The 20,052-nt window shown below is 64.8% G+C and carries 18 protein-coding genes and 1 pseudogene; 16 read left to right on the forward strand and 3 right to left on the reverse strand.

Going from position 1 to position 20,052, the window contains the following annotated elements; genetic code table 11:
- Nucleotides 1-105: 105 nt before the first annotated feature.
- From ASC78_RS00515 to ASC78_RS00555, 9 genes and pseudogenes are all read left to right on the forward strand, one after another.
- Nucleotides 106-1,509 carry an aspartate aminotransferase family protein gene (locus ASC78_RS00515; RefSeq protein WP_055795111.1) on the forward strand — a complete coding sequence of 468 codons (1,404 nt, stop codon included), beginning with the start codon at nt 106-108 and terminating at the stop codon, nt 1,507-1,509.
- 70 nt (nt 1,510-1,579) lie between these two features.
- Complete coding sequence (locus ASC78_RS00520; protein WP_055795113.1) at nt 1,580-2,074, forward strand: Lrp/AsnC family transcriptional regulator; 495 nt, start codon at nt 1,580-1,582, stop codon at nt 2,072-2,074.
- Nucleotides 2,075-2,261: 187 nt separating this feature from the next.
- Nucleotides 2,262-2,645 (forward strand): VOC family protein, encoded by a 384-nt coding sequence (locus ASC78_RS00525; protein ID WP_055795115.1) that lies wholly within the window; start codon nt 2,262-2,264, stop codon nt 2,643-2,645.
- Nucleotides 2,646-2,870: 225 nt separating this feature from the next.
- Nucleotides 2,871-3,317, forward strand: a complete 447-nt coding sequence (locus tag ASC78_RS00530) for an SRPBCC family protein (protein ID WP_055795871.1) — start codon at nt 2,871-2,873, stop codon at nt 3,315-3,317.
- Nucleotides 3,318-3,496: 179 nt separating this feature from the next.
- Nucleotides 3,497-4,429, forward strand: coding sequence for an ABC transporter substrate-binding protein (locus ASC78_RS00535; protein ID WP_082517349.1), 933 nt, complete (start codon nt 3,497-3,499; stop codon nt 4,427-4,429).
- 80 nt (nt 4,430-4,509) lie between these two features.
- Entirely contained in the window at nt 4,510-6,156 is a 1,647-nt protein-coding gene (locus tag ASC78_RS00540; RefSeq protein ID WP_055795118.1) for an amino acid ABC transporter permease/ATP-binding protein, read from the forward strand.
- Nucleotides 6,134-7,420: pseudogene (locus ASC78_RS00545) on the forward strand (acetamidase/formamidase family protein); the annotation flags it as partial. The gene ASC78_RS00540 and the pseudogene ASC78_RS00545, both read left to right, overlap by 23 nt.
- A 289-nt stretch (nt 7,421-7,709) precedes the next feature.
- Nucleotides 7,710-7,988, forward strand: coding sequence for a DUF3303 domain-containing protein (locus ASC78_RS00550; protein ID WP_055795874.1), 279 nt, complete (start codon nt 7,710-7,712; stop codon nt 7,986-7,988).
- 281 nt (nt 7,989-8,269) lie between these two features.
- Entirely contained in the window at nt 8,270-9,316 is a 1,047-nt protein-coding gene (locus tag ASC78_RS00555; RefSeq protein ID WP_157634335.1) for a hypothetical protein, read from the forward strand.
- 178 nt (nt 9,317-9,494) lie between these two features.
- On the opposite strand, the gene ASC78_RS00560 is transcribed toward ASC78_RS00555, so the two are convergent.
- Nucleotides 9,495-10,562 carry an AraC family transcriptional regulator gene (locus ASC78_RS00560; protein ID WP_235504933.1) on the reverse strand — a complete coding sequence of 356 codons (1,068 nt, stop codon included), beginning with the start codon at nt 10,560-10,562 and terminating at the stop codon, nt 9,495-9,497.
- Here ASC78_RS00560 and ASC78_RS00565 point away from each other — a divergent pair.
- The 3 genes from ASC78_RS00565 (at nt 10,561) to ASC78_RS00570 (ending at nt 12,652) form a co-directional block, all read left to right on the forward strand.
- Nucleotides 10,561-10,953, forward strand: coding sequence for an ester cyclase (locus ASC78_RS00565; protein ID WP_235504934.1), 393 nt, complete (start codon nt 10,561-10,563; stop codon nt 10,951-10,953). The two genes, ASC78_RS00560 and ASC78_RS00565, sit on opposite strands and share 2 nt — an antisense overlap.
- A 10-nt stretch (nt 10,954-10,963) precedes the next feature.
- Nucleotides 10,964-11,287: a hypothetical protein gene (locus tag ASC78_RS27295; RefSeq protein ID WP_157634336.1), complete on the forward strand. Its 324-nt coding sequence runs from the start codon at nt 10,964-10,966 to the stop codon at nt 11,285-11,287.
- A gap of 72 nt (nt 11,288-11,359) precedes the next feature.
- The gene (locus tag ASC78_RS00570) at nt 11,360-12,652 is read left to right on the forward strand and encodes a hypothetical protein (protein ID WP_055795130.1); all 1,293 of its coding nucleotides are present in this window, start codon (nt 11,360-11,362) and stop codon (nt 12,650-12,652) included.
- Between the two features lie 97 nt (nt 12,653-12,749).
- Here ASC78_RS00570 and ASC78_RS00575 read toward each other — a convergent pair whose 3' ends face one another.
- Nucleotides 12,750-15,164, reverse strand: a complete 2,415-nt coding sequence (locus ASC78_RS00575; RefSeq protein WP_055795132.1) for an acetamidase/formamidase family protein — start codon at nt 15,162-15,164, stop codon at nt 12,750-12,752.
- A gap of 164 nt (nt 15,165-15,328) precedes the next feature.
- On the opposite strand from ASC78_RS00575, the gene ASC78_RS00580 reads away from it, so the two are divergent.
- Entirely contained in the window at nt 15,329-15,751 is a 423-nt protein-coding gene (locus tag ASC78_RS00580) for a RidA family protein (RefSeq protein WP_235504935.1), read from the forward strand.
- A gap of 82 nt (nt 15,752-15,833) precedes the next feature.
- On the opposite strand, the gene ASC78_RS00585 is transcribed toward ASC78_RS00580, so the two are convergent.
- The gene (locus ASC78_RS00585; protein WP_055795136.1) at nt 15,834-16,745 is read right to left on the reverse strand and encodes a LysR family transcriptional regulator; all 912 of its coding nucleotides are present in this window, start codon (nt 16,743-16,745) and stop codon (nt 15,834-15,836) included.
- Nucleotides 16,746-16,820: 75 nt separating this feature from the next.
- Between ASC78_RS00585 and ASC78_RS00590 the strand changes: the two genes are divergently transcribed.
- The 3 genes from ASC78_RS00590 to ASC78_RS00600 are packed head-to-tail and all read left to right on the forward strand — an operon-like array spanning nt 16,821 to nt 19,944.
- Nucleotides 16,821-17,888, forward strand: coding sequence for a four-carbon acid sugar kinase family protein (locus ASC78_RS00590; protein ID WP_055795138.1), 1,068 nt, complete (start codon nt 16,821-16,823; stop codon nt 17,886-17,888).
- A 29-nt stretch (nt 17,889-17,917) separates the two neighbouring features.
- On the forward strand, nt 17,918-18,880 hold the full coding sequence (pdxA, locus tag ASC78_RS00595; RefSeq protein ID WP_055795876.1) for a 4-hydroxythreonine-4-phosphate dehydrogenase PdxA: 963 nt from the start codon (nt 17,918-17,920) through the stop codon (nt 18,878-18,880).
- 20 nt (nt 18,881-18,900) lie between these two features.
- Entirely contained in the window at nt 18,901-19,944 is a 1,044-nt protein-coding gene (locus ASC78_RS00600) for a cupin domain-containing protein (RefSeq protein WP_055795140.1), read from the forward strand.
- The last annotated feature ends 108 nt before the right edge of the window (nt 19,945-20,052 follow it).

Genomic DNA, 20,052 nt, shown 5'->3' on the forward strand with positions numbered 1-20,052 from the left:
CGTGCTTTGTGCAGCACCCCCAAAGCAGCACCACGGCATGCGCCGCGCCGCCTAAGCTGGAGGCATCGAAGGCTTCCTCCGCTCTCGCTTCAAACCCACACCGCCATGACGCATCCCACCGCATTGCCGCACCACGCCGCGCTCGACGCGATCGACCGCGCCCACCTGATCCACCCCGTGTCGCCCTGGCGCACCCACGAGCAGCGCGGCCCCACCGTGCTGTCCTCGGCCCGCGGTTCGTGGCTGACCGACGCGAGCGGCCATGAGCTGCTCGACGCCTTCGCCGGCCTCTGGTGCGTGAACGTAGGCTACGGCCAGGAGAGCGTCGTGCAGGCCGCGGCCGAGCAGATGCGTCGCCTGCCGTACGCCACGGGCTACTTTCATTTCAGCAGCGAGCCGGCCATCCGCCTGGCGGAAAAGCTGGTGCAGATCACGCCCGCATCGCTGACCCGCGTCTACATGACGCTTGGCGGCTCAGAGGCGATCGATGCCGCCGTGCGCTTCATCGTGCAGTACTACAACGCGATCGGCAAGCCGTCGAAGAAACAGTTCATCGCGCTGGAGCGCGGCTACCACGGGTCCTCGTCGACCGGTGCGGGCCTCACGGCGCTGCCCGTGTTCCATCGCGGCTTCGACCTGCCGCTGCCCACGCAGCACTACATTCCGTCGCCCAACCCGTACCGCCACGCGGACGGCGCCGATCCGCAGGCGCTCATCGCCGCATCGGTGGCCTCGCTGCGCGCCAAGGTGGCCGAACTCGGCGCCGACAACGTGGCCGCCTTCTTCTGCGAGCCGATCCAGGGCTCGGGCGGCGTCATCGTGCCACCCAAGGGCTGGCTCAAGGCCATGCGCGATGCCGCACGTGAGCTCGACATCCTCTTCGTCGTCGACGAAGTCATCACCGGCTTCGGCCGGACCGGACCCATGTTCGCCTGCGAGGCCGAAGGCGTGGAGCCCGACCTGATGACCATGGCCAAGGGCCTGACCTCGGGCTACGTGCCCATGGGTGCGACGATGATCTCGGAGAAGGTCTATGCCGGCATCGCCGACGGCGCGCCAGCGGGCGCTCCGGTGGGCCATGGCGCGACCTACTCGGCGCACCCGGTGAGCGCCGCGGTCGCGCTCGAGGTGCTGCGCCTGTACGAAGAGGGCGGCGTGCTCGCCAATGGCCAGCGCGTCGCGGCCCACTTCGGGGCCGGGCTCGATGCGCTGCGCGCGCATCCGCTGGTGGGCGATTCGCGCCACCGCGGCCTGCTGGGCGCACTGGAACTGGTGAGCGACAAGCAGAGCAAGCGTGGCTTCGATCCGGCGCTGGGCCTGTCGGACCGCATCTTTGCCGCGGGCTACCGCAATGGGCTGGTGTTCCGCGCCTTCGGCGACAACATCCTGGGCTTTGCGCCGGCGCTCACTTTCACCGAAGACGAGTTCGCGCAGATGTTCGTGCGCCTGAAGAAAACGCTCGACGAAGTGCTGGACGCCGCCGACGTGCGGGCGGCACTGGCGGCCTGAGCGGGAAAGCACTGTTCCGGAGTTCCGCCGGCAAAGCAGAATCGGACCTTCTCCGTTACTCAGGACCGCCATGTCTGAAGCTTTCAAGATCGACCGACTCGACCTGCGTATCCTGGCGCAGCTGCAGCAGAACGGGCGCATGACCAACGTCGACCTCGCGGATGCGGTCGGCCTCTCTCCCAGCCCCTGCCTCATCCGCGTGAAGCGGCTCGAGCAGGCCGGCTACATCGCCGGCTATGGCGCGCACCTGCGGCTCGAGAAGCTTGGCGACACGCTCACCGTGTTCACCGAGGTCACGCTGCAGGACCATCACCGCGAAGACTTCGTGCGTTTCGAGACCGCGATCCGAGACGTGGACGAGGTGCTCGAATGCCACCTGGTGAGCGGCGGCTACGACTACCTGCTGCGCTTTTTGACGCGGGGCGTGAACCACTACCAGGAAGTGATCGAGGAACTGCTCGAACGCAACATCGGCATCGCGAAGTACTTCAGCTACATCGTCATCAAGTCGCCGTTCATCAAGACGCATTGCCCGATCGAACGGCTGTTTCCCCACCCGCGCTGATCTGGCCCTGGCCGGGTAAATAACTCGGCGCTCGTCAGCGCGAGCAGGGGGGCGACCTGATCCTGGAGCGGTGCGCAGCCAGCTTGCAGGCGAGTGCACAAAGGCAAAATGAGGCCCAGAGCAGCAGACGGACGCAGGTGGATGCCGGGACCCGCCCTAAGCGCTCGTTTTCAGCATAGGAGTTCCGATGCCTGCAACCAGTGACCTGCGCCCTTTTGCATACGTGCTCGCGGTGCCCGACCTCGAGCGGAACACGGCGTACTTCCGTGACGCACTCGGCTTTACCGTGCAGTGGGAAGGCCGGTCGGACTGGCAACTGGTTTGCAGGGGAAGTGTCAGCGTCATGCTCGGTCATTGTCCGGGCGCGCTTCTACCCTCGGCGACAGGTGACCACAGCTACTTTGCCTACCTGCATGTCGACGATGCACAGGCGCTGCACGACGAGTGGGTTGGCCGAGGGGCTATCGTGATGCAACCTCCTATCGACCGAGATTGGGGTATGCGCGAGTTCGCCGTCTCCACGCCTGACGGACATCGACTGATGGTCGGGCAAGTGTTGCCGGCGGACTGAGCCAGCCACTTGCTGCGACGCGACGGCAAGGGCGTCGCAAGTGAACCCTCCGTCCGTACGCCGTCAGAACGTAGGCAAGTAATGGCCGCCACCGGCCTTCACTGCGATGGCTCACCACCGTTCAAATCTCGAGGAGCAGGCATGCAGATTCACAGCGCAACCGCTTCCGATGCCGAAGCGATTCATCGCCTCCTTTCATCCTCTGCACTTCAGGAGAACACCACCATGGCTACCAACACCGTCCGTCTGCACCGCGTGCTGCGCGCCCCGCCGGAGCGGGTCTACCGTGCCTTCGTCGAACCCGGCGCCTTCGAGCGCTGGCTGCCGCCCTTCGGATTCATCGGCAAAGTGCACAGCATGGAGCCGGTGGTCGGAGGTGCCTGGCGCATGTCCTTCACCGCCTTTGGCAGCGGCCACACCCATTCGTTCGGCGGCGAGTACCTGGAACTCGTCCCCGGCCAGCGCATTGCATACGACGCACGCTTCGACGACCCCAACCTGCCGGGCACCATGAAGACCACCGTGACGCTGAGCGCGGTGTCCTGCGGCACCGACATGTCCGTCGTGCAGGAAGGCATTCCCGACGTGATTCCCGCGGAGATGTGCTACCTGGGCTGGCAGGAGTCGCTCGTGGCATTGGCCCAGTTGGTCGAGCCGAATATTCCAGGCTGAGTTAGCCGCAGGGGTCGCTCCCTGCCGCTGGACGACCGGCGGCAATCGACCGGCGGCCGCACAAGCAGTCGTGCGCCCACGCACAAGTGCGGCGGCGGTGCAGCTCCTACGCTCACATGGTGCGGTGCAGCAGGCTGGCGTGGTGCCAGCCGGCTCGCGCTGTTTCCACAGGAGCCTCGATGCAAAACCTTCCCCTCCCGGCCGGACGCTGCGTCCGGCTTCGCGCCTTCGTATGGGCCCGCATGCGCGGCGCGGCCATTGCGGCGATTGGCCTTTCGGCCTTCGCACTGGCCGCCGCGCCGGCCCACGCCGAGGCCGTGAAGGCCCCCGCCGAGTGCTCGGCGCTGCAAGCCAAATACCCGCAATTCAAGGGCAAGACGCTGGTCAACGCGATCAACCCGCACACGCCCGGCTACGAAACCATCGATCCCAAGGACCCGAGCAAGTACATCGGTTTCGACATCGACCTGGGCGAGACCATCGGCGGCTGCCTGGGCTTCACGCTGACCTACAAGCCGGTGACTTTTGCGGCGCTGCTGACCACGCTGCAAGCCGGGCAGGCGGACATCGTCATCTCCGACATCTACGCCACCGAAGAGCGTGCCAAGGCCGCCGACTTCATCACCTATTCGAAGGTGTTCGACGGCGTGCTGGTGGCCAAGGGCAACCCGAAGAAGATCACCGGCATCAACGCCTCGCTGTGCGGCACCATCGCGGCCGAGAACACGGGCTATGTCGAAGTGCCGCTGATCCAGGCGCTGGGCCCGCAGTGCAAGGCCGTGGGCAAGGCCGAACCCGAGATCCAGCTCTACGACAATAACCAGAATTGCATCCAGGCCATCCTCGCCGGCCGCGCCGACACCTACATCAACGACGTCAACACCGTCGACAGTGCCGTCAAGGCCTACCCGGACAAGCTGGAGAAGGCGGCCGCGGTGACGATCCCCTATTCGGTCGGCATTGCGGTGCCCAAAGGCAAGACCGACTTCCGCGATGCGGTGATGGCCGCGCTGGTGATCTTGCAGAAGGCCGGCATCCATACCGCGCTGCTCAAGAAAAACGGCCTGCCGGTCGAGAACCTCGAGGCGCCGCGCCTGCTCGTGGCGAAGTGACATGAGGCCCCCACGCTCACTTCGTTTGCTGCCCCCCAAGGAGGCTGCCGGTACCTTCGGAACGGCCGCGCGGTACTGACATGGAGCTCTTCCTCCATTACCTCTCCATGCCCTACCTGATCCAGGGCATCGTCTTCACGCTTGCAGCCACCGGCATCGGATTGGCGGGCGGGGTGGTGGTGGGGCTGTTGCTGGCGGCAATGCAGCTCAGCCGCTTCAAACCGCTGGCCACGTTCGCCCGCGGCTATGCGGTGATCTTCCGCGGCACGCCCTTGGCACTGCAGATGATCTTCGTCTACAACGCGCTGCCGCATGTCGGCATCGTGCTGCCCGGCCTGCTGGCCGCGGGCGTGGCGCTGGCATTCAACGAGGCCACGTTCATTGCAGAGATGTTCCGCTCGGGTGTCGTCGGCGTCGAACGCGGCCAGGTGGTGGCTGGCCAAGCCCTGGGCATGACACCGCGCGTGCTGATGCGCCGCATCGTCGCGCCGCAGGCCTTGCGCTCGATGATTCCCGCGATGGGCAACGAGGCGGTGAGCACGCTCAAGAACTCCTCGCTCGCCTCGGTGATCGCGGTGCAGGAACTCACGCTGCGCAGTTCGCAGCTGGCCTCGTCGACCTTCGATTTCTTCTCGGTCTTCTTTGCTTCCGGCCTGATCTACCTGCTGCTGACCGGCGCAATCAGCCTGGTGCAGCTGGCGCTCGAAGCGCGCTTCGACCTGGACCGCCCGCAGGCGGTGCGCGGACTGGCGCGGTGGCTGCCGTGGCATCGTGCCGCGGCACCGGCCGCTGGCCCTTCGCCCTCGGAAGAATTAGCAGCGGAAGAGGTGCCGACCGCCGATTGCGAGGACGGGGCGCCGGCGGTGCTGCCAGTCCCCATGACGCCCGCCATCGAACGTGCGGCGCGCGCTTCACGGCTGGCCGACGCGCCGGTGGCCTTGCGCATCAGCGGCGTGTCCAAGGCCTATGGGGCGCAGTCCGTGCTCAGGGATCTGAGCCTCACGGTGCACGCCGGCGAAGTGGTCGCGCTGCTGGGCCCTAGCGGCTCGGGCAAGAGCACGCTCCTGCGCTGCATCAACCACCTCGAAAGCTGGGATGCAGGGCAGGTGCATGTCGGCGGGCAGCGCCTGGGCTACCGCCCCGACGGCCAGCTCATGACCCCGAGCGACCTGGCCCGCGAGCGCGCGCGCCTGGGTGTGGGCATGCTGTTCCAGCAGTTCAACCTGTTCGCCCACCTGACGGCGCGCGAGAACGTGGCCGGTCCGCTGCGCTGGGTGCACGGCTGGACGGCCGAGGACGCCGACCGGCGCGCACGTGAACTGCTGGCGCGGGTGGGCCTGGCTCACCGCGTCGAAGCGCTGCCGCGCCACCTGTCCGGCGGCCAGCAGCAGCGCGTGGCCATCGCCCGCGCGCTGGCGCCGGGGCCGAGCGTGCTGCTGCTGGACGAGCCCACTTCGGCGCTCGATCCTGCACTCGTCAACGAGGTGCTGGAGGTGATCCGCCGCCTCGCCGTCGAAGAAGGATTGACGATGGTCATCTCCACCCACCAGCTGCGGTTTGCCGCCGAGGTGGCCGACCGCGTGGTGTTTCTTTCCGGTGGTCGCATCGTCGAGAGCGGCCCCGCGCTGGAGGTGCTGCAGCGCCCGCGGCAACGCGAAACCGCCCGATTCCTCAGCGTGATGTCGGCCGACGTGCTGCCGACCGCTTCAATGCCCACGCCCGCCTGAGCCCCGCTCCCTGAAGGACCTCATGAAACATCACATCCTGCCCGTCTCTCCCCAGACCATCCACTGGGGCTATTTCAGCAAGGCGGTCGCGCCGTCGCTCGTCGTGAAGTCCGGCGATCGCGTGACGATCGAGACCCTGACCCACCATGCCAACGACGACCACGAGCGCATGATCGCCGGCGACCCGGGCGCCGAGTCGGTGTTCGCGTGGACGCGCGAGCACAAGGCCGTGCCGCGCCGCGGAGCCGGTCCTGTGGAGGGGCCTTTCAAGCTCGGCGAGGGCGAGGGCGTCGGCGTGCATCTGCTGACCGGCCCGGTCGTCATCGAAGGCGCCGAGCCGGGCGATGTGCTGGAGGTCCGCATCCTCGACGTGCGCCCCCGGCCCAGCTGCAACCATTGCTATGCGGGCCGCTGCTTCGGCTCGAACGTAGCCGCATCCTGGGGCTTCCATTTTCGCGACCTGATCGAGGAGCCCAAGCCGCGCGAAGTGGTGACGATCTTCGAACTCGACACCTCGGGCGAGCCCTTCGCACGTGCCGTCTACAACTACGTGTGGACGCCGCAGACCGACCCCGACGGCGTGGTGCACACCATGATCGACTATCCCGGCGTGCGCGTCGACCACACGCTGGTGCACAAGCGCGAAGACATCCTGCGCAACGTCAAGGTGCCGGCCCGCCTGCACTTCGGCACCATGGGCCTCGCGCCGTCGGAGTCCGACTTCGTGAGCTCCATTCCGCCCAGCTACACCGGCGGCAACATCGACGACTGGCGCGTCGGCAAGGGCGCGCGCATGTACTACCCGGTGGCCGTGCCCGGCGCGTTCTTCTCGGTGGGCGACCCGCATGCCGCGCAGGGCGACAGCGAGCTTGGCGGCACCGCGATCGAGACCTCGCTGACGGGCGACTTCGAATTCATCCTGCACAAGCAGTCCGAACTTGGTGGCACCCTGCTCGAAGGCCTCGACCACCCGCTGCTGGAGACCGAAGAGCTGTGGTCGGTCTACGGCTTCACCTACCCCAACTACCTGGCCGCCCTCGGGCCAGACGCGCAGACGGCGATTGCCGGAAAGTCGTCGCTCGACCCGGCCATGCGCGACGCCTTCCGCAAGCTGCGCCGATTCCTGATGACGGTGCACCGCCTCAGCGAAGACGAGGCAATCGCGTTGCTGTCGGTGGCTGCCGACTTTGGCGTGACGCAGGTGGTGGATGCCAACTGGGGCATCCATGGTTCGATCCGCAAGAACGTTTTCACGAACCGGTGACTGCGGGGCTCGGTGTCGTCTTTCACTGGGAATGGAATTTTTCACCGAGCTTGGAACTGCAGCTGCTGCTGGCGCCGCCACCAAGCCGGCGTCGACAGAGAGCGCCCTGCACGCCTTCTGCGGTGGCGAGTACCGGTGCCAGAGCGCATTGCGTACTACTTTTACATCAATTTAACGATCGCGGCGCTTGGCATCGTTCAACATGACCCAGGGCATCCCCAATGCCCGGCGTTGCTCGCGCGGCACCAGCCCGCATCGCACTTTCACGGTGCCGACAAAGGGGAACTCCATGCTTTTCTCAAGCCATTGGCGCATTCATGCCGGCAATCGCGACGCCGTCATCGAGCGATTCGCGAAGACGGGTGGGCAACCCCCACAAGGCGTCACCATGCTCGGGCGCTGGCACGACGTGGCGAGCGGCACGGGCTTTGCCGTCAGCGAGGCGAACGATGCTTCCGCGATGGCGCGTTGGGCTCTCGAATGGACCGACCTGATGGAAATGGACGTTCGCCCGGCGCTGAACGACGAGCAGCTGGGCGCTGTGCTAGCCGGACTGCAACCCAAGTAGCCAGTTCCTCAAAGTGTAGGCGAGTGGCCAACGCTCGCAGCCCCCGCCCTGCGCCTGCGCGCCGGCAGTCGTCGGCGGCGCCAGCCCACCCGCAACTCTCAACGGGCTACGCCCGGCGCCTGCCGCTCATGTCAAACGTAATGTCTGAACGCACCAAGTGGCGGCGGCCGTCAGTTCCGGGAGCATGCGTTGTCCTGGCATGCCTCTTTCTGACGTCGTGCAGCTATGCACCCAGGGTTCCCGCTGCAGGCGACCTGTTCGGACAACACGTTAGAACGACCGTGGATTCAGAAGTGGCGCGTTACTACCTGGAAAACTACCTGCAGGGCGAAGACGAGAACCACGCTCTGAGTGGCAGGATAGATGCTCTGCATCGCGAGTATGTTCGATCCCCGCCGTCGAGAGAGGATCTCAGCGCACTTTCGCGGGTGTTCTCGGTTGATTTCGCAGCATTGTTCCTCGCGCACCGGCTCCTGACCGACGAATGCAACAGGGCGCTGAACCAGTCCTTTGCGAGCTACCTCCAGTTTGAGGCCGGCGTCAACCCCGGAATCGTTTCCTCCTACGTGGTGCTCTTCGTTCCGGGCTGGGATTACGCACGGAACGGACACGTGACCGGCGCCGATTTTGCCAAGCCACGCGAGCTTGTTAGCCGATTTGGCTTGGAGAACCACTTGGTCGAACTACCTCCGACCGGGTCTGTGGAGCGGAATGCAACTGTTCTGGCTTCAGAGATTGCCAGGCGAAGCCGCTCGGGAAAAAAGATCATTCTGGCCAGCGCGAGTTCCGCCGGACCTGCCGTTCAACTTGTCCTAGGCGAGATGCTGAGCGAAAGGGACCAGGACTCTGTCAAGGCCTGGCTCAATCTCGGCGGCATCCTTCAGGGCAGCCCGCTTGTCGACCATCTTGAGGCGAGGCCGTGGCTGTTCAGCCCGATCGTCTGGCTTAAGGGGTGGGAGAAGGAGGCGATTCGCAGCATGTCTACGAGCCGGAGCAGAAGCCGATTTGCGCGCCTGGACATGGGTTCCGGCATTCTGGTTGTCAACTACCTGGGTATTCCCCTGTCGGGACAGCTCAGTAGATTCTCGCGAGACAACTACCCGATCCTCAGCTCGGATGGGCCTAACGACGGGATGACGATGCTTGCAGATGCGATCGCCCCCAACAGCCTGACAATTGTGGCGCTTGGAAGCGATCACTTTTTTGCCGAAGATCCGCAGATCGACGAGAAGACAGTCGCCCTGATGAAGCTGATGCTGGCCTACGTGGAGAGCGACATAACAAGCGGTTCCAGCCGATGTCCTCGCCTACGGATCGGCCACGGCTGAATCACGGCGATAGGCCCGCGGGGCGGCTCAGCTCGAAAGCTCTGGGCCCCGTTGCTGCCACTCGCCACGCCAGAAAGCAGACATCAAGATAGCGCAGCTCGTGCTCGAACGCCACGAGTCCACTCGCCCGTGCGCGAGATCGAATGCAACGTCCGATCCGCGTCGACGGGTATCGCGGCTACAACGAGACATCGAACCGACGGCGGAAATCGCCTGGCGTGCATCCTTCAATGCTGCGAAAGAACTTGGTGAAGTTGGTCGCCTCATCGAAGCCAAGCCGCTGCGCGATGGCGGAAATCGGCATCTCCGTGTGCACGAGCAAGCGCTTGGCTTCCAGCGCAAGGCGCGAGGCGATAAAGGCCTTCGCACCGACGCCAGCCACCGCACTGCAGATGCGTGTGAGAGTCTTCTCGGAACATCCCATGGCATGTGCGTAGCGCGAAACGTGATGCCACTGATGCACCTTCGCGTCCAAAAGCCGTTTGAAAAGACGAAAGCGCTCCGGCGCGTCGGCCGACGCTCCGGCGGGCGGCTGTTGCTCGGTGTGGAAGATGTGCAGCCGCATCACGAGCGTTGCCAGTTCACTCTGGAGCAGCCAGTTAAGCAGCGGTTGCCGGGCTTCGAGCGTGCACTCCTCTTCGAGCCGCGCGAGCGTTTCGGCCAAGAACCGACCCGTCGAACGGTCGAGGCGCAGATGGCCAGGAAGCGCATCGATCAGTTCAGGCATCTGAAGGCGTTCCTCGCCTTGCGAAGCCTGCAGCAGTTCGGGTCGGAACAGCAGGAGGGTTGCGTCCCAACGGCTTCCCGGGCCGAAGCGGTGAACCTGTCCGGGCCGGATAGTCAGCAGCGATCCGGCGCCACACTCGATGTGACTGAAGTCCACCATGGCGCGGCATTCTCCGCGTTTGACGTGCACGAACATGTGAAAGTCGTAGCGGTGGTGACGCTGCAGGTGGGCTCGGGGCACCCTTCGTCTTAAGTCCGACATCGAGAAGACCTCGAGATCCAGTGCGCTCTCGGCCGAGGGCCGATACTGGACCTGCTCGATATCGATGGGTCTCGTTCCGCGCGGCATCGACCCATTGTGTCCGATATTCACCATTTGGCAACCGACTTTGATCGTGTCGAATACGCCGGCAATTCGGACAATATGGGAGCGCGGGCACCGGGCGGCCACCATGCCCTCGGGTCCCATCCTGATAGACAGTTCGAAGCGACAGATGCAAACCACAAACCGACAGTTCATGGCTCGCTTCGTGGAGTTCATCAACACCGCGGACCCGCGGCTCGCCACAGAGTTGGTTTCTCCGGACGCGGTGTTTCACGTTCCGGGGCGCGCCGAACCCGTGCACGGGCCACAAGGCTACTTGGAGATCATCGGGATGATGCGTGGCGGATTCCCCGACATTCAATGGACTCTTGAGGAAACCGTCATCGAAGGTGATGTCATCGCGGCGCGATTCACGATGCGCGGGACGCACCGCGGAGCTTTCTTCGGCGTGCCTCCCGCCGGCAAGACGATTGCCGTGCAAGCGCTGAACATCTATCGGCTCTCGACCGGGAAGATCGTCTCCGAAGTGGGGCAACCGGACCTGCTCGGACTGATGCAGCAGATCGGCGGGTTGCCGCGTTCCTGAGGCCCTGTACGTGCCGTTTGCATCGGGCTCCGGCCCAGGCAGCAGTGCGCCGTCGTCGCTCTACAAGTTCGATGGCACGAACTGGACGCGACACGGGGCTGTTCGTCCACACGTCGATCACAACCTCGCCGACCCGTCGCACCGGCATGGCATGGCATGGAATGGAACAATCCGTCCTTCGGCGTCGGACATGGGCGCGAACTGGGTCCGCATCGACGGCGACGCGCATCGTTACGGCGGTGTATCGCGCATCGGCGCCGACACCAGCAGCGCCGACACCAGCATCTACGGCCGGGTGTTCATGCCGGGCCGAGGGCTTGACTACAACTACTGAGTCTTGCCGCGACAACATTGCCAAAAGAAAATTTTATCTAAGAAGAAACGAATGCCGCCAGTACCGAACACCATGTCCCATGCCCGTCGCGTCGCGATCGCCTTCCTGAGTGCCGGCGTCGCCGCCTGCGGCGGCGGCGGCGGAGGCGGCTCGTCGCCGACGATCGCCGCCGGGACATCCGCACCTGCACCTGCACCTGCACCTGCACCTGCACCTGCATCCGCACCCGCACCCGCACCCGCACCCGCACCCGCACCCGCACCTGCACCTGCACCTGCGCCCGCGCCCGCTCCCGCACCTTCGATCACTACAGCCCTCGGCAAGCCCGGCCGGCTCCTCGTGGGCCTCGGCGCGGCCAATACTTTTGCGGACATGAAGGCCCAGCAGATCGCTCCGGACATCATCGATACCTATCTCGTGGCGGTCACGGGTTTCAACTCTGGCGGCGGTAACGCATGGCCTCAATGGCAATACAACTATCCGGACGGTGGCGTCGTGACGAAATTCTCCGCCGACGTCGCAGCCATGGGCGCCGTGCCGATGTTCACCCTGTTCCAGATGCCTTCCCTGCGGGGTGGCGACGTCACCGTCATCAACGACGCGCCGTTTATGGCCGCCTACTGGGCGCAAGTCAAGTTGATGTACCAGAAGATCGGCGAGACCGGCCTCCCCACTCTGGTCAACCTCGAGCCTGATTTCTGGGGCTTCGCAGAGGGCAGTGCACCCGGCGGCGACCCGGCGAAGTTGCCGGCGCGCGTGAGCACGGTGCCGGAATGCGCCAGCCAACCGAATACGGCCGTTGGCGTCGCCGGTTGCCTGTTGACGCTCGGACGGACGTACGCGCCCAAGGCGAGGATGGGCTTCCCCCCGTCGTTGTGGGCGGGGGATGCAAACGCCACCGGCAGCTTCATGGCAAAACTCGGTGCAGACAAGGCCGACTTCATCGTGGCGCAGACCAGTGATCGCGATGCAGGTTGCTTTGAAGACCCGATGCCCGTGAATGAGTGTGCGAATCGCGGCCCCGGCCCGTTCTACATGGACGAGAACAACATCACCACACCGAATTTCAACCAGAGCCTGGACCAGTGGAGCACGGTGCGACGCCACCTGGGCGGCCTGCCGATCCTGTTCTGGCAGACCCCCATGGGCGTGCCCTCGACGACCCCCGGCGGAACTCCGAAGCACTATCGGGACAACCACGTCCAGTACATGCTGACGCATCCAACGCAGTACACGGGCAACGGCGTATTCGCGCTCGTCTTCAGTCCCGGGGACGCCACGTCGGCGGACATCACGACCGATGGCGGGCAGTTCGCGCGCCTGTCCCGCGCCTACCTGGCGAACCCGGCTCCGTTTCCCCCCTGAGCTCAACGGCAGAACAAGGAACCGCGATTCTGAGCCGGTCGTCACGCCACCCGCTTCGTGATGGCGCGTACGGGGATCGGCTCGAACTGTGGTTCGCTCAAGCTTGCCGAGCCGCCTTCCGACAGTCAACACCCGGCGGCCGTTGCCGGCCGGCAAACAGCGATTTGCGGATGACCGCGTGCACGCCCCAGTTGCCGTCGACGACTTGCGTCACGCCAAAGTCGACGGCGACTGACATCAAGGAAATCGCCTCGTCCTCGGTCAGTCCCATGGCGGTCATCAGGAAGCGCCGCGTCTTGCGGAAGGCGTCGCGCATGGCCGGGTCGAGCGAAGACTTTTCGTAGATCGCGCTGCGTGCCTTGTCGCCGAATTCCTTCAGGTAGTCCGCGTGACTGAAGCCGTGGATCACCCACTCGTCGGCGGTTTCGACCAAGGGGTAGTCGATGTCGGCATAAGGTTCGCCCTGCAGCTGGTCTGCCTTGTGCAGGACGATCTGGAAAACGCCCGTCAGCGAGCATTCAATGGCCGTGCCGCACAGTTCGCTGTCGCCCTGCGAGGCGTGCGGATCGCCCACCGACAGCAGTCCGCCATCGACTCCGACACGCAGGTAGAGGGTGGCGCCCTTGGCAATGCGCCAGTTGTCCAGGTTGCCGCCGAAGCATGAGGGCGGCACCGAGTCGACGAGGCCCGTCTCGGCGGGCGCCACCGCGATCACGCCGAAGTGCGGTCGCACCGGGATGGTCACGCCCTGGAGCACGCCATGGTTCTCGACGATCGAAGCCCGGTCGACCGGAATGCCGGGATAGTCGATGGTCGGATGCAGCACGCCATTCGGATCGAGCTGCGGGGTCCAGCGAAAGTTGTAGACGGCATGGGCGCAGGCAGCGCCCTGGCTGCAGTCGACCTCGTAGATCGTCACCACCTCGCGCTGCCTGGGCTCCTCGATCAGGTCGTCGTAGTGAAAGCCCCACCACGCGGCGGCGTTGCTGCCGAAGGCCCGGCCTTCGTATTTGGCATCTGCCGCCAGGCGCGGCGCGAGGTCGAGGATGTGCACCTCCAGCACGTCGCCGGGCTGCGCTTCCTTCACGTAGATGGGCCCGGTGCAGATGTGCACCCCAAAGCCTTCGCCGCTGCCACGGCCGTAGATCGACGCATCGGTGGGGCCTGCGCCGCGGCGGTCCACGGCCTTGTGCTCGCGCGTCCACTGGAAAACGCTCTCGGCGCCGGAGTCGCCCTTGATCATGCGCTCGTAGTCGTCGTAGGCGTGCTGCGTCAGCGTCTCGATCGTCACGATGTCGCCAGAGGCAATGGTGAGCACGGGCGGGATCGAGCGGCCGAAGTAGCCCCAGTGGATGGTCTGCGCGGTGGCAGGCAGGTGGTGATGGCGGCCGGCGAGGGCGTTGCTGCCATGTGGCGTGGCCGATGCAACCTGCGCGGCGGCCGAAGCGCCGTCATCGGCCACGGTGCGAGCGGCGATGCGGGCGGTGGAAGCTACCGGGTCCTCGGCCGGCGTCTCGAAGTAGCCCGACGGCCAGCCGCGCCGAATGCGCTTGCGCAGCGACTGCTGACTGGCCTCGTTGGCCTGCTGACGGTATTGCCGCGGCGACATGCTGTAGCGGTCGCGAAAACAATGGCTGAAATGCGCCGGGTCGTTGAAGCCCCAGCGAAAGCAGATGTCCGAGATGGACAGGTGCCCGTACTGGCGGTTGGCGAGGTCGGCGCGGCAGCGTTCGAGGCGGCACTGGCGCACGTAGGCGGTGAAGGTCTGGCCGAGGCCCTCGAAGAGCTTCTGCACCAGCCGCTCCGACAAGCGCTCATGTGCCGCCACGGCGGCCAGGGAGAGCGATGCATCGCTCAGGTTGGCATCGACGTATTGGCACAGCCGATGCACTGTGGCAGCCCGGGTGCTGCTGATGGCGGGCGAGGCCGGGTCCTGGTGAGCGGCCAGGCTTGTTGCAATGAACTCCGACAGGGCGGACTCGACTGGAGCGACGTCGTCATCGCTCAGGGTGTCGAAGGCTTCGGCCAACGCGGTCAGCGTGCCTGCGAACATGCGCCCCAGACCCGCCCGGCCCGACAGGTGGCCGAGCGCGAATCCCGACCCGCCGGGCAGCCGGGCCTTCAGGCTGGCGCGCGGCATGGACACCATGAACTGCCGGAAGTTAGAGCGGAAATCCAGGCCCGCGCGCGCCTGGGCCGGTCCGAAGACGATGTCGCCGGGCGCCAGTTCGATGGTGCGCTGTCCATCGTGCAGCGCCGCATCACCGCTCAGGTGCAGCGCGAGCCAGACCGCATCGGCCGGGTCGCCCAGCCGCTGGAGGGTCTGCGGCGACGAGGTGATGCGCGCCATGCCGACCCCGCGCGCGGTGCGTCCCGCGGTCAGCGTGCCATAAAGGGGTGCGGCCGCTGGCGCCATCTCGGGCCTGAGACGGTGCAGGTGCAGGGCGTCGCGCCAGGCGTGGGGCCGCTGGTGCACCGGATAGGAGTCGGTGGAGAACTGGTCGAACTGCACGGTGGCGCTTTCTGGTTACTTGCGCAGGGCGCGCAAGACACGTGCCACTCGCCATGCCCCGGAGTTGGCACGCAACTGGCTTGCCGTAGGTGCTTGTCGAACTCCGGTGCGGGGGCGGCAGCCGCGCCCGATGCCGGCTGCCGCGGCCGCCTCAACCTGCCGCGATGTCTCCCATCTTTCACATGATCACCGGTGCACCAGAACCGGTCGCACCGTTCAGCCACGCGGTCGAAGCCGACGGCTGGGTTTTAGTCACGGGGCAGATGCCGTTTGTCGGCACCTCGCTGGACACGCCCTATCCCGAAGGCATCGAGGCGCAGACGCGCCAGGTGTTGAAGAACCTCCAGACGGTGCTGGCCGGTTGCGGCCTGGGCCTGGAGCATGCGCTGTCGGTGCGCGTGTACCTCACGCACTTCGATGAAGACTACGCGGCGATGAACGCGGTCTACGCCCAACATTTCGCGAGCGGGCGGCACCCGGCGCGGACCTGCATTGGCGTCACCGGCCTGGCGAAAGGGGCACTCATCGAGATCGATCTGGTGGCATGGCGCGGCAACGCGCCGGCCGCGGCGAAGCTGCCCGGCTGAAGCTAAGCCTCAGCCTTTGTTCGGCAACCGGCTGATGATGAGTTTGGCCATCGGCGACGTGTGCGGCCCCCGCAGTGTGACGTCAGTCCATTGGCCGGGTCAGTTTTTGGTGCCAATCAGCACTTAGGCGGCTGAACTGCGTCAGCAGCCACTCTGCGAGTTCAAACTCCACACCTTGCAGTTCACTCGACCCCAGCCATATCAAGCCATATTGGCTGCCGTCTGGGTCAAAGCCAGCAGGTGCCGCAAGGCTTCCTCGTTCCACATCGTCAACGGCGAGTACGAGCGGACTCAGCGCGACACCCAGGCCTGCGGACGCAGCCTCGACAATCAGTGAGTGATGGTCGTAGTACCGAATCTCTGTGGGTCGACGCGCCGAAGGATGGGTCTTCAGCCACTGCGCCCACGCGTCAGGTCGAGTCTTCGACCCGAGAGCGAGATAGTCTCCGCGTTCGAACCTCGGCACCAGTTCCGGCCTCATGACGGGTCCAACCTTTTCGGGGAATAGGGGCCGGACGTTCCACGTCTCTGGCACAGCGAAGTCCAGCCGCCGAATTGCGAGATCGACGTGGTTCTTGCGAAAGTCCACTAGGCCTCCACCCACGGAGAGGTGGAGGGCAATGTCCGGGTGCGCCGCTTGAAACCCGCCCAGCCGCGGGATCAGCCAGCGCATGGCAACTGAAGGCTCGCAGGAGAGCACCAGGGCAGTCTTGCCAGCATTGGTGGCACGCAGGCTCTGCACTGTGGCGGCCAACTCACCAAAGAACCTGCTGAGGGTGAGATTGAGTGTCTCGCCGGCCGGTGTGAGCTTGAGGCCTCTCCCATTCTTTTCAAACAAGCCGACCCCGATGTCATTGGCAAGTTTGGTGATCCGGCGGCTGACGGCGCCGTGAGTGAGCGCAAGCGAGTCTGCTGCGAGGCGAACCGACCCCAGCCTCGCCGTGGCTTCGAACGCCCGCAGGTCGTCGAGCGAAGGTATGTCTGACCGATTCATTGGTGACAATATATCACCGGTCATCCTCAGAAAGTATCGCTTTTCATAGTCTGGTTGGGTTCTGATAATTGATGCATGCGCACCGATCATCAACCCAACATAGCGGTCCTCGCCGATGACCTGACGAGCGCGGCAGATGGCGCGGCACCTTTCGTCGCTCGCGGCCTGACTGCGTCGATCGGAAGGGGCCAGCTTCCGCGCCAAGCGGGGGCGGTCGTCGCGGTCGACAGCGGTTCGCGGTCTGCGACCGCGTCGCAGGCATTCGAGCGAGTCGCTCGATTGACCGACCGGCTTGCCGGCTGTTCCGTGCTCTACAAAACGGTGGACTCCACGCTGAGAGGCCACATAGCGCAAGAGCTCGAGGCATGCTTTGCCGCGAGCGGCCGCACATCACTGGTGTTTGCGCCGGCGTTCCCCCAGGCCGGGCGCACGACGGTGGGGGGCATTCAGCTCGTTGACGGCATTCCGGTTTCGGAGAGCGCGTATGCCCATGACCCCGTGCATCCCGCGCGGCATTCAGCGCTGGTCGACCTGGTCCCGAGCAGCATCAAGAATGTCACCTTCCTCGATGCGGTAACGCAGGAAGAACTCGACTCGCGGATTGCTTCAATAGAGGGTCCAGAGTCGATCCTGTGGGTCGGCTCTCCCGGGATGGCTGCAGCCCTGTCGCGGCGTTTTGTGCCGGAGAAGACGCCACCGTTATCGGTCGATGGCATCAGCAGCGATGTGCTGGTCGCCGTTGGAAGCGCGAATCTGCGCAGTCACATACAGGCCGATCAACTCCAGGAGGCCAGCGGCGTCATGCTGCTGCGCGGACCAAGGGCGCGCGAACAGGATTCGGCGGCGGTGCTGCGCCGCATCGCAGAGGAGGCAGCGCGAGAGCTTCGCGACCCACGCTTCGGCGCATTGATCGCCACCGGCGGCGACACGATGGAAGCCATCCTGGATCTTCTCAACATCCGTGAGTTCGAGATTCTGCAAGAGCTCGATCCCGGATTCCCGCTGGGTCGCGCCAGGCTTGGCGATGGACGCTTGCTCGTGCTCGCCATGAAGGCCGGCGGCTTTGGCAGTGACGACGCTCTGGAGCGCGCTGTCGCGCGCATACGCAGAACAACTCAAACCTTGCGAACGGATTCACAGTGAAGAACATTTCTCCCCCGCTTGCCCTGACCATGGGTGATGCATCCGGTATCGGGCCGGAGATCGTGGCGAAGGTACTTGCGAAGGGCGGCGAACACGTTGTCGTGTTCGGCAGCCATGGCGTCATGCAGGACATCGTGCGCCGGCTCGGATTGAACATCGAGGTGCGACGTATCAATGCACCCGATGCGGCTCAGTTCAAGCCGCGGACCATTGAGGTCATCGAGGCCACCCGGATTGCCGAGCTTCCACCCATCGGGCAGATCAGCGCCATCTCCGGGCAGGCGGCCTTCGATGCCATCGTTGCAGCGATCGCAGCGGCGAAGTCCGGAGAAGTGAGCGGCATCGTCACCGCGCCGATCAACAAAGAGGCGATGGCCAGTGCGGGAATCCGCTACCCCGGCCATACGGAAATCCTGGCCGACTTCGGCGGCGCCAAGCGCGTGGCGATGATGCTTGCGAACGACGACATCCGCACGGTGCTCGTCACGATCCACACGTCGCTGCGCAAGGCGATCGAGCAAGGTGATTTCGACGCGCAGATGTCTGCCATCCGGCTTGCCCACGAGGGTGGGAGGGCCCTGGGCGTCGCGGCCCCCCGTGTTGCCGTAGCGGGTCTCAACCCGCACGCAGGCGAAGGCGGCCTCTTCGGCGATGAGGAAATCAGGATCATTCGACCCGCCATCGAAGCGGCCCAAGCCGAAGGCATCGATGCCAGCGGACCTTATCCGGGCGATACGGTTTTCATGCAAGCACGCATGGGCCGGTTCGATGTTGTCGTGGCCCAGTACCACGACCAAGGGCTGATCCCCGTGAAGTATCTCGGGCTGGAAAAGGGCGTGAACATCACGCTGGGCCTGCCGTTCGTCCGCACCAGCCCGGATCACGGCACGGCGTTCGACATTGCGGGCCGGGGGATTGCAGACCACGCAAGCCTGGAAACGGCGCTTGCCTATGCAAAGCGCCTTGTCGCTGCGCAAACCACGACGAACTAACTACGAAAGGAACCACCATCATGGGTCTACGTTTCATCTTCATGCTTACGCGCAACGATCGCACGGTTCCGGACGCGTCGCAGCAACTCCAGACTGCACTCGGCCTTGGCGTGCGGCACATCGGGTTCAAGGACATCGGCTTGCCGCTCGAGCAGCTGAAGGGTCTCAATGCGGCGATCAAGGCCGGCGGTGCAACCTCCTATCTGGAAGTGGTATCGCTCGACCGTGAAAGCGAAATTGTTTCGGCAAAGGCAGCCGCCGAAATCGGTGTTGACGTTCTTCTGGGTGGCACGCGGGTCGATGACGTGCTGCCCATCATCAAGGACACCGGCATTCAATACTTCCCGTTTGCTGGGCGGATCACCGGTCACCCGAGCGTGCTGGAAGGCACCATTGAGGAAATTGTCGAAAGCGCTAGGACGATCGCGGCGAAAGACGGCGTGCATGGCCTGGACCTCTTGGCATATCGTTCGGTGGAGAACGTGCCCGAGTTGATGAAGGCCGTCTGCGCCGCAGTCTCCAAGCCCGTCTTCATGGCAGGCTCGATCGACACACGTGAACGAATTGCAATCGTCCAAAGTGCCGGAGCAGCAGGTTTTACGATCGGCACTGCGGCTTTGGACGGCAAATACCCGGCCAATGGGAAGGACGTGCCCAGCCAACTCACCGCAATCATTCGTGACGTCGCGGCCCTTAACAAGCATCTTTCGCCGATTCGCAAGAAGAACCTGTCAACTGCGTTTACCGGCAAGGTCGAGGGGCAGGTCAACAACATGCAATTGAAGGTGGCCAAGTTCGAGGGAGCCTCTCGCTGGTCATTTCAACAGCACGACGATGAGCTGTTCTTCGTTCACCGGGGACGCCTGCTCATGAAGTTTCGGGACCGTGAAGAGATTGTCGAGGCAGGAGAGTTCATCGTCGTGCCGCATGGCGTCGAGCACTGCGCGGTGGCTTTGGCCGGGGAGGCATGTGAAGTGTTGCTGGCAACTACAACCGAGCCGCCCTTGTGCTCAGCCGCGAGAATTGATCCCGCTCAATCTGAGCAATCCCGATTGGTTGCTTAGGGCCCTCTTCTCTTATCAGGCGCCGAAAGGCGTAGCTTCGCACTTGACTCCCCGAACCATGACCCCACAATCGCCCACGCCCGGCCACGCCATGCTGAAGAATTTCCT

The organism is Variovorax sp. Root318D1, from assembly GCF_001424835.1.
Classification (GTDB): domain Bacteria; phylum Pseudomonadota; class Gammaproteobacteria; order Burkholderiales; family Burkholderiaceae_C; genus Variovorax.

Bases quoted from the DNA above. Each gene is read 5' to 3' on its own strand.
- ASC78_RS00515 (WP_055795111.1), top strand. From the start codon at position 106: ATGACGCATCCCACCGCATTGCCGCACCACGCCGCGCTCGACGCGATC.
- ASC78_RS00520 (WP_055795113.1), top strand. From the start codon at position 1,580: ATGTCTGAAGCTTTCAAGATCGACCGACTCGACCTGCGTATCCTGGCG.
- ASC78_RS00525 (WP_055795115.1), top strand. From the start codon at position 2,262: ATGCCTGCAACCAGTGACCTGCGCCCTTTTGCATACGTGCTCGCGGTG.
- ASC78_RS00530 (WP_055795871.1), top strand. From the start codon at position 2,871: ATGGCTACCAACACCGTCCGTCTGCACCGCGTGCTGCGCGCCCCGCCG.
- ASC78_RS00535 (WP_082517349.1), top strand. From the start codon at position 3,497: ATGCAAAACCTTCCCCTCCCGGCCGGACGCTGCGTCCGGCTTCGCGCC.
- ASC78_RS00540 (WP_055795118.1), top strand. From the start codon at position 4,510: ATGGAGCTCTTCCTCCATTACCTCTCCATGCCCTACCTGATCCAGGGC.
- ASC78_RS00550 (WP_055795874.1), top strand. From the start codon at position 7,710: ATGCTTTTCTCAAGCCATTGGCGCATTCATGCCGGCAATCGCGACGCC.
- ASC78_RS00565 (WP_235504934.1), top strand. From the start codon at position 10,561: ATGGCTCGCTTCGTGGAGTTCATCAACACCGCGGACCCGCGGCTCGCC.
- ASC78_RS00560 (WP_235504933.1), bottom strand. From the start codon at position 10,562: ATGAACTGTCGGTTTGTGGTTTGCATCTGTCGCTTCGAACTGTCTATC.
- ASC78_RS00570 (WP_055795130.1), top strand. From the start codon at position 11,360: ATGTCCCATGCCCGTCGCGTCGCGATCGCCTTCCTGAGTGCCGGCGTC.
- ASC78_RS00580 (WP_235504935.1), top strand. From the start codon at position 15,329: ATGTCTCCCATCTTTCACATGATCACCGGTGCACCAGAACCGGTCGCA.
- ASC78_RS00585 (WP_055795136.1), bottom strand. From the start codon at position 16,745: ATGAATCGGTCAGACATACCTTCGCTCGACGACCTGCGGGCGTTCGAA.
- ASC78_RS00590 (WP_055795138.1), top strand. From the start codon at position 16,821: ATGCGCACCGATCATCAACCCAACATAGCGGTCCTCGCCGATGACCTG.
- pdxA (WP_055795876.1), top strand. From the start codon at position 17,918: ATGGGTGATGCATCCGGTATCGGGCCGGAGATCGTGGCGAAGGTACTT.
- ASC78_RS00600 (WP_055795140.1), top strand. From the start codon at position 18,901: ATGGGTCTACGTTTCATCTTCATGCTTACGCGCAACGATCGCACGGTT.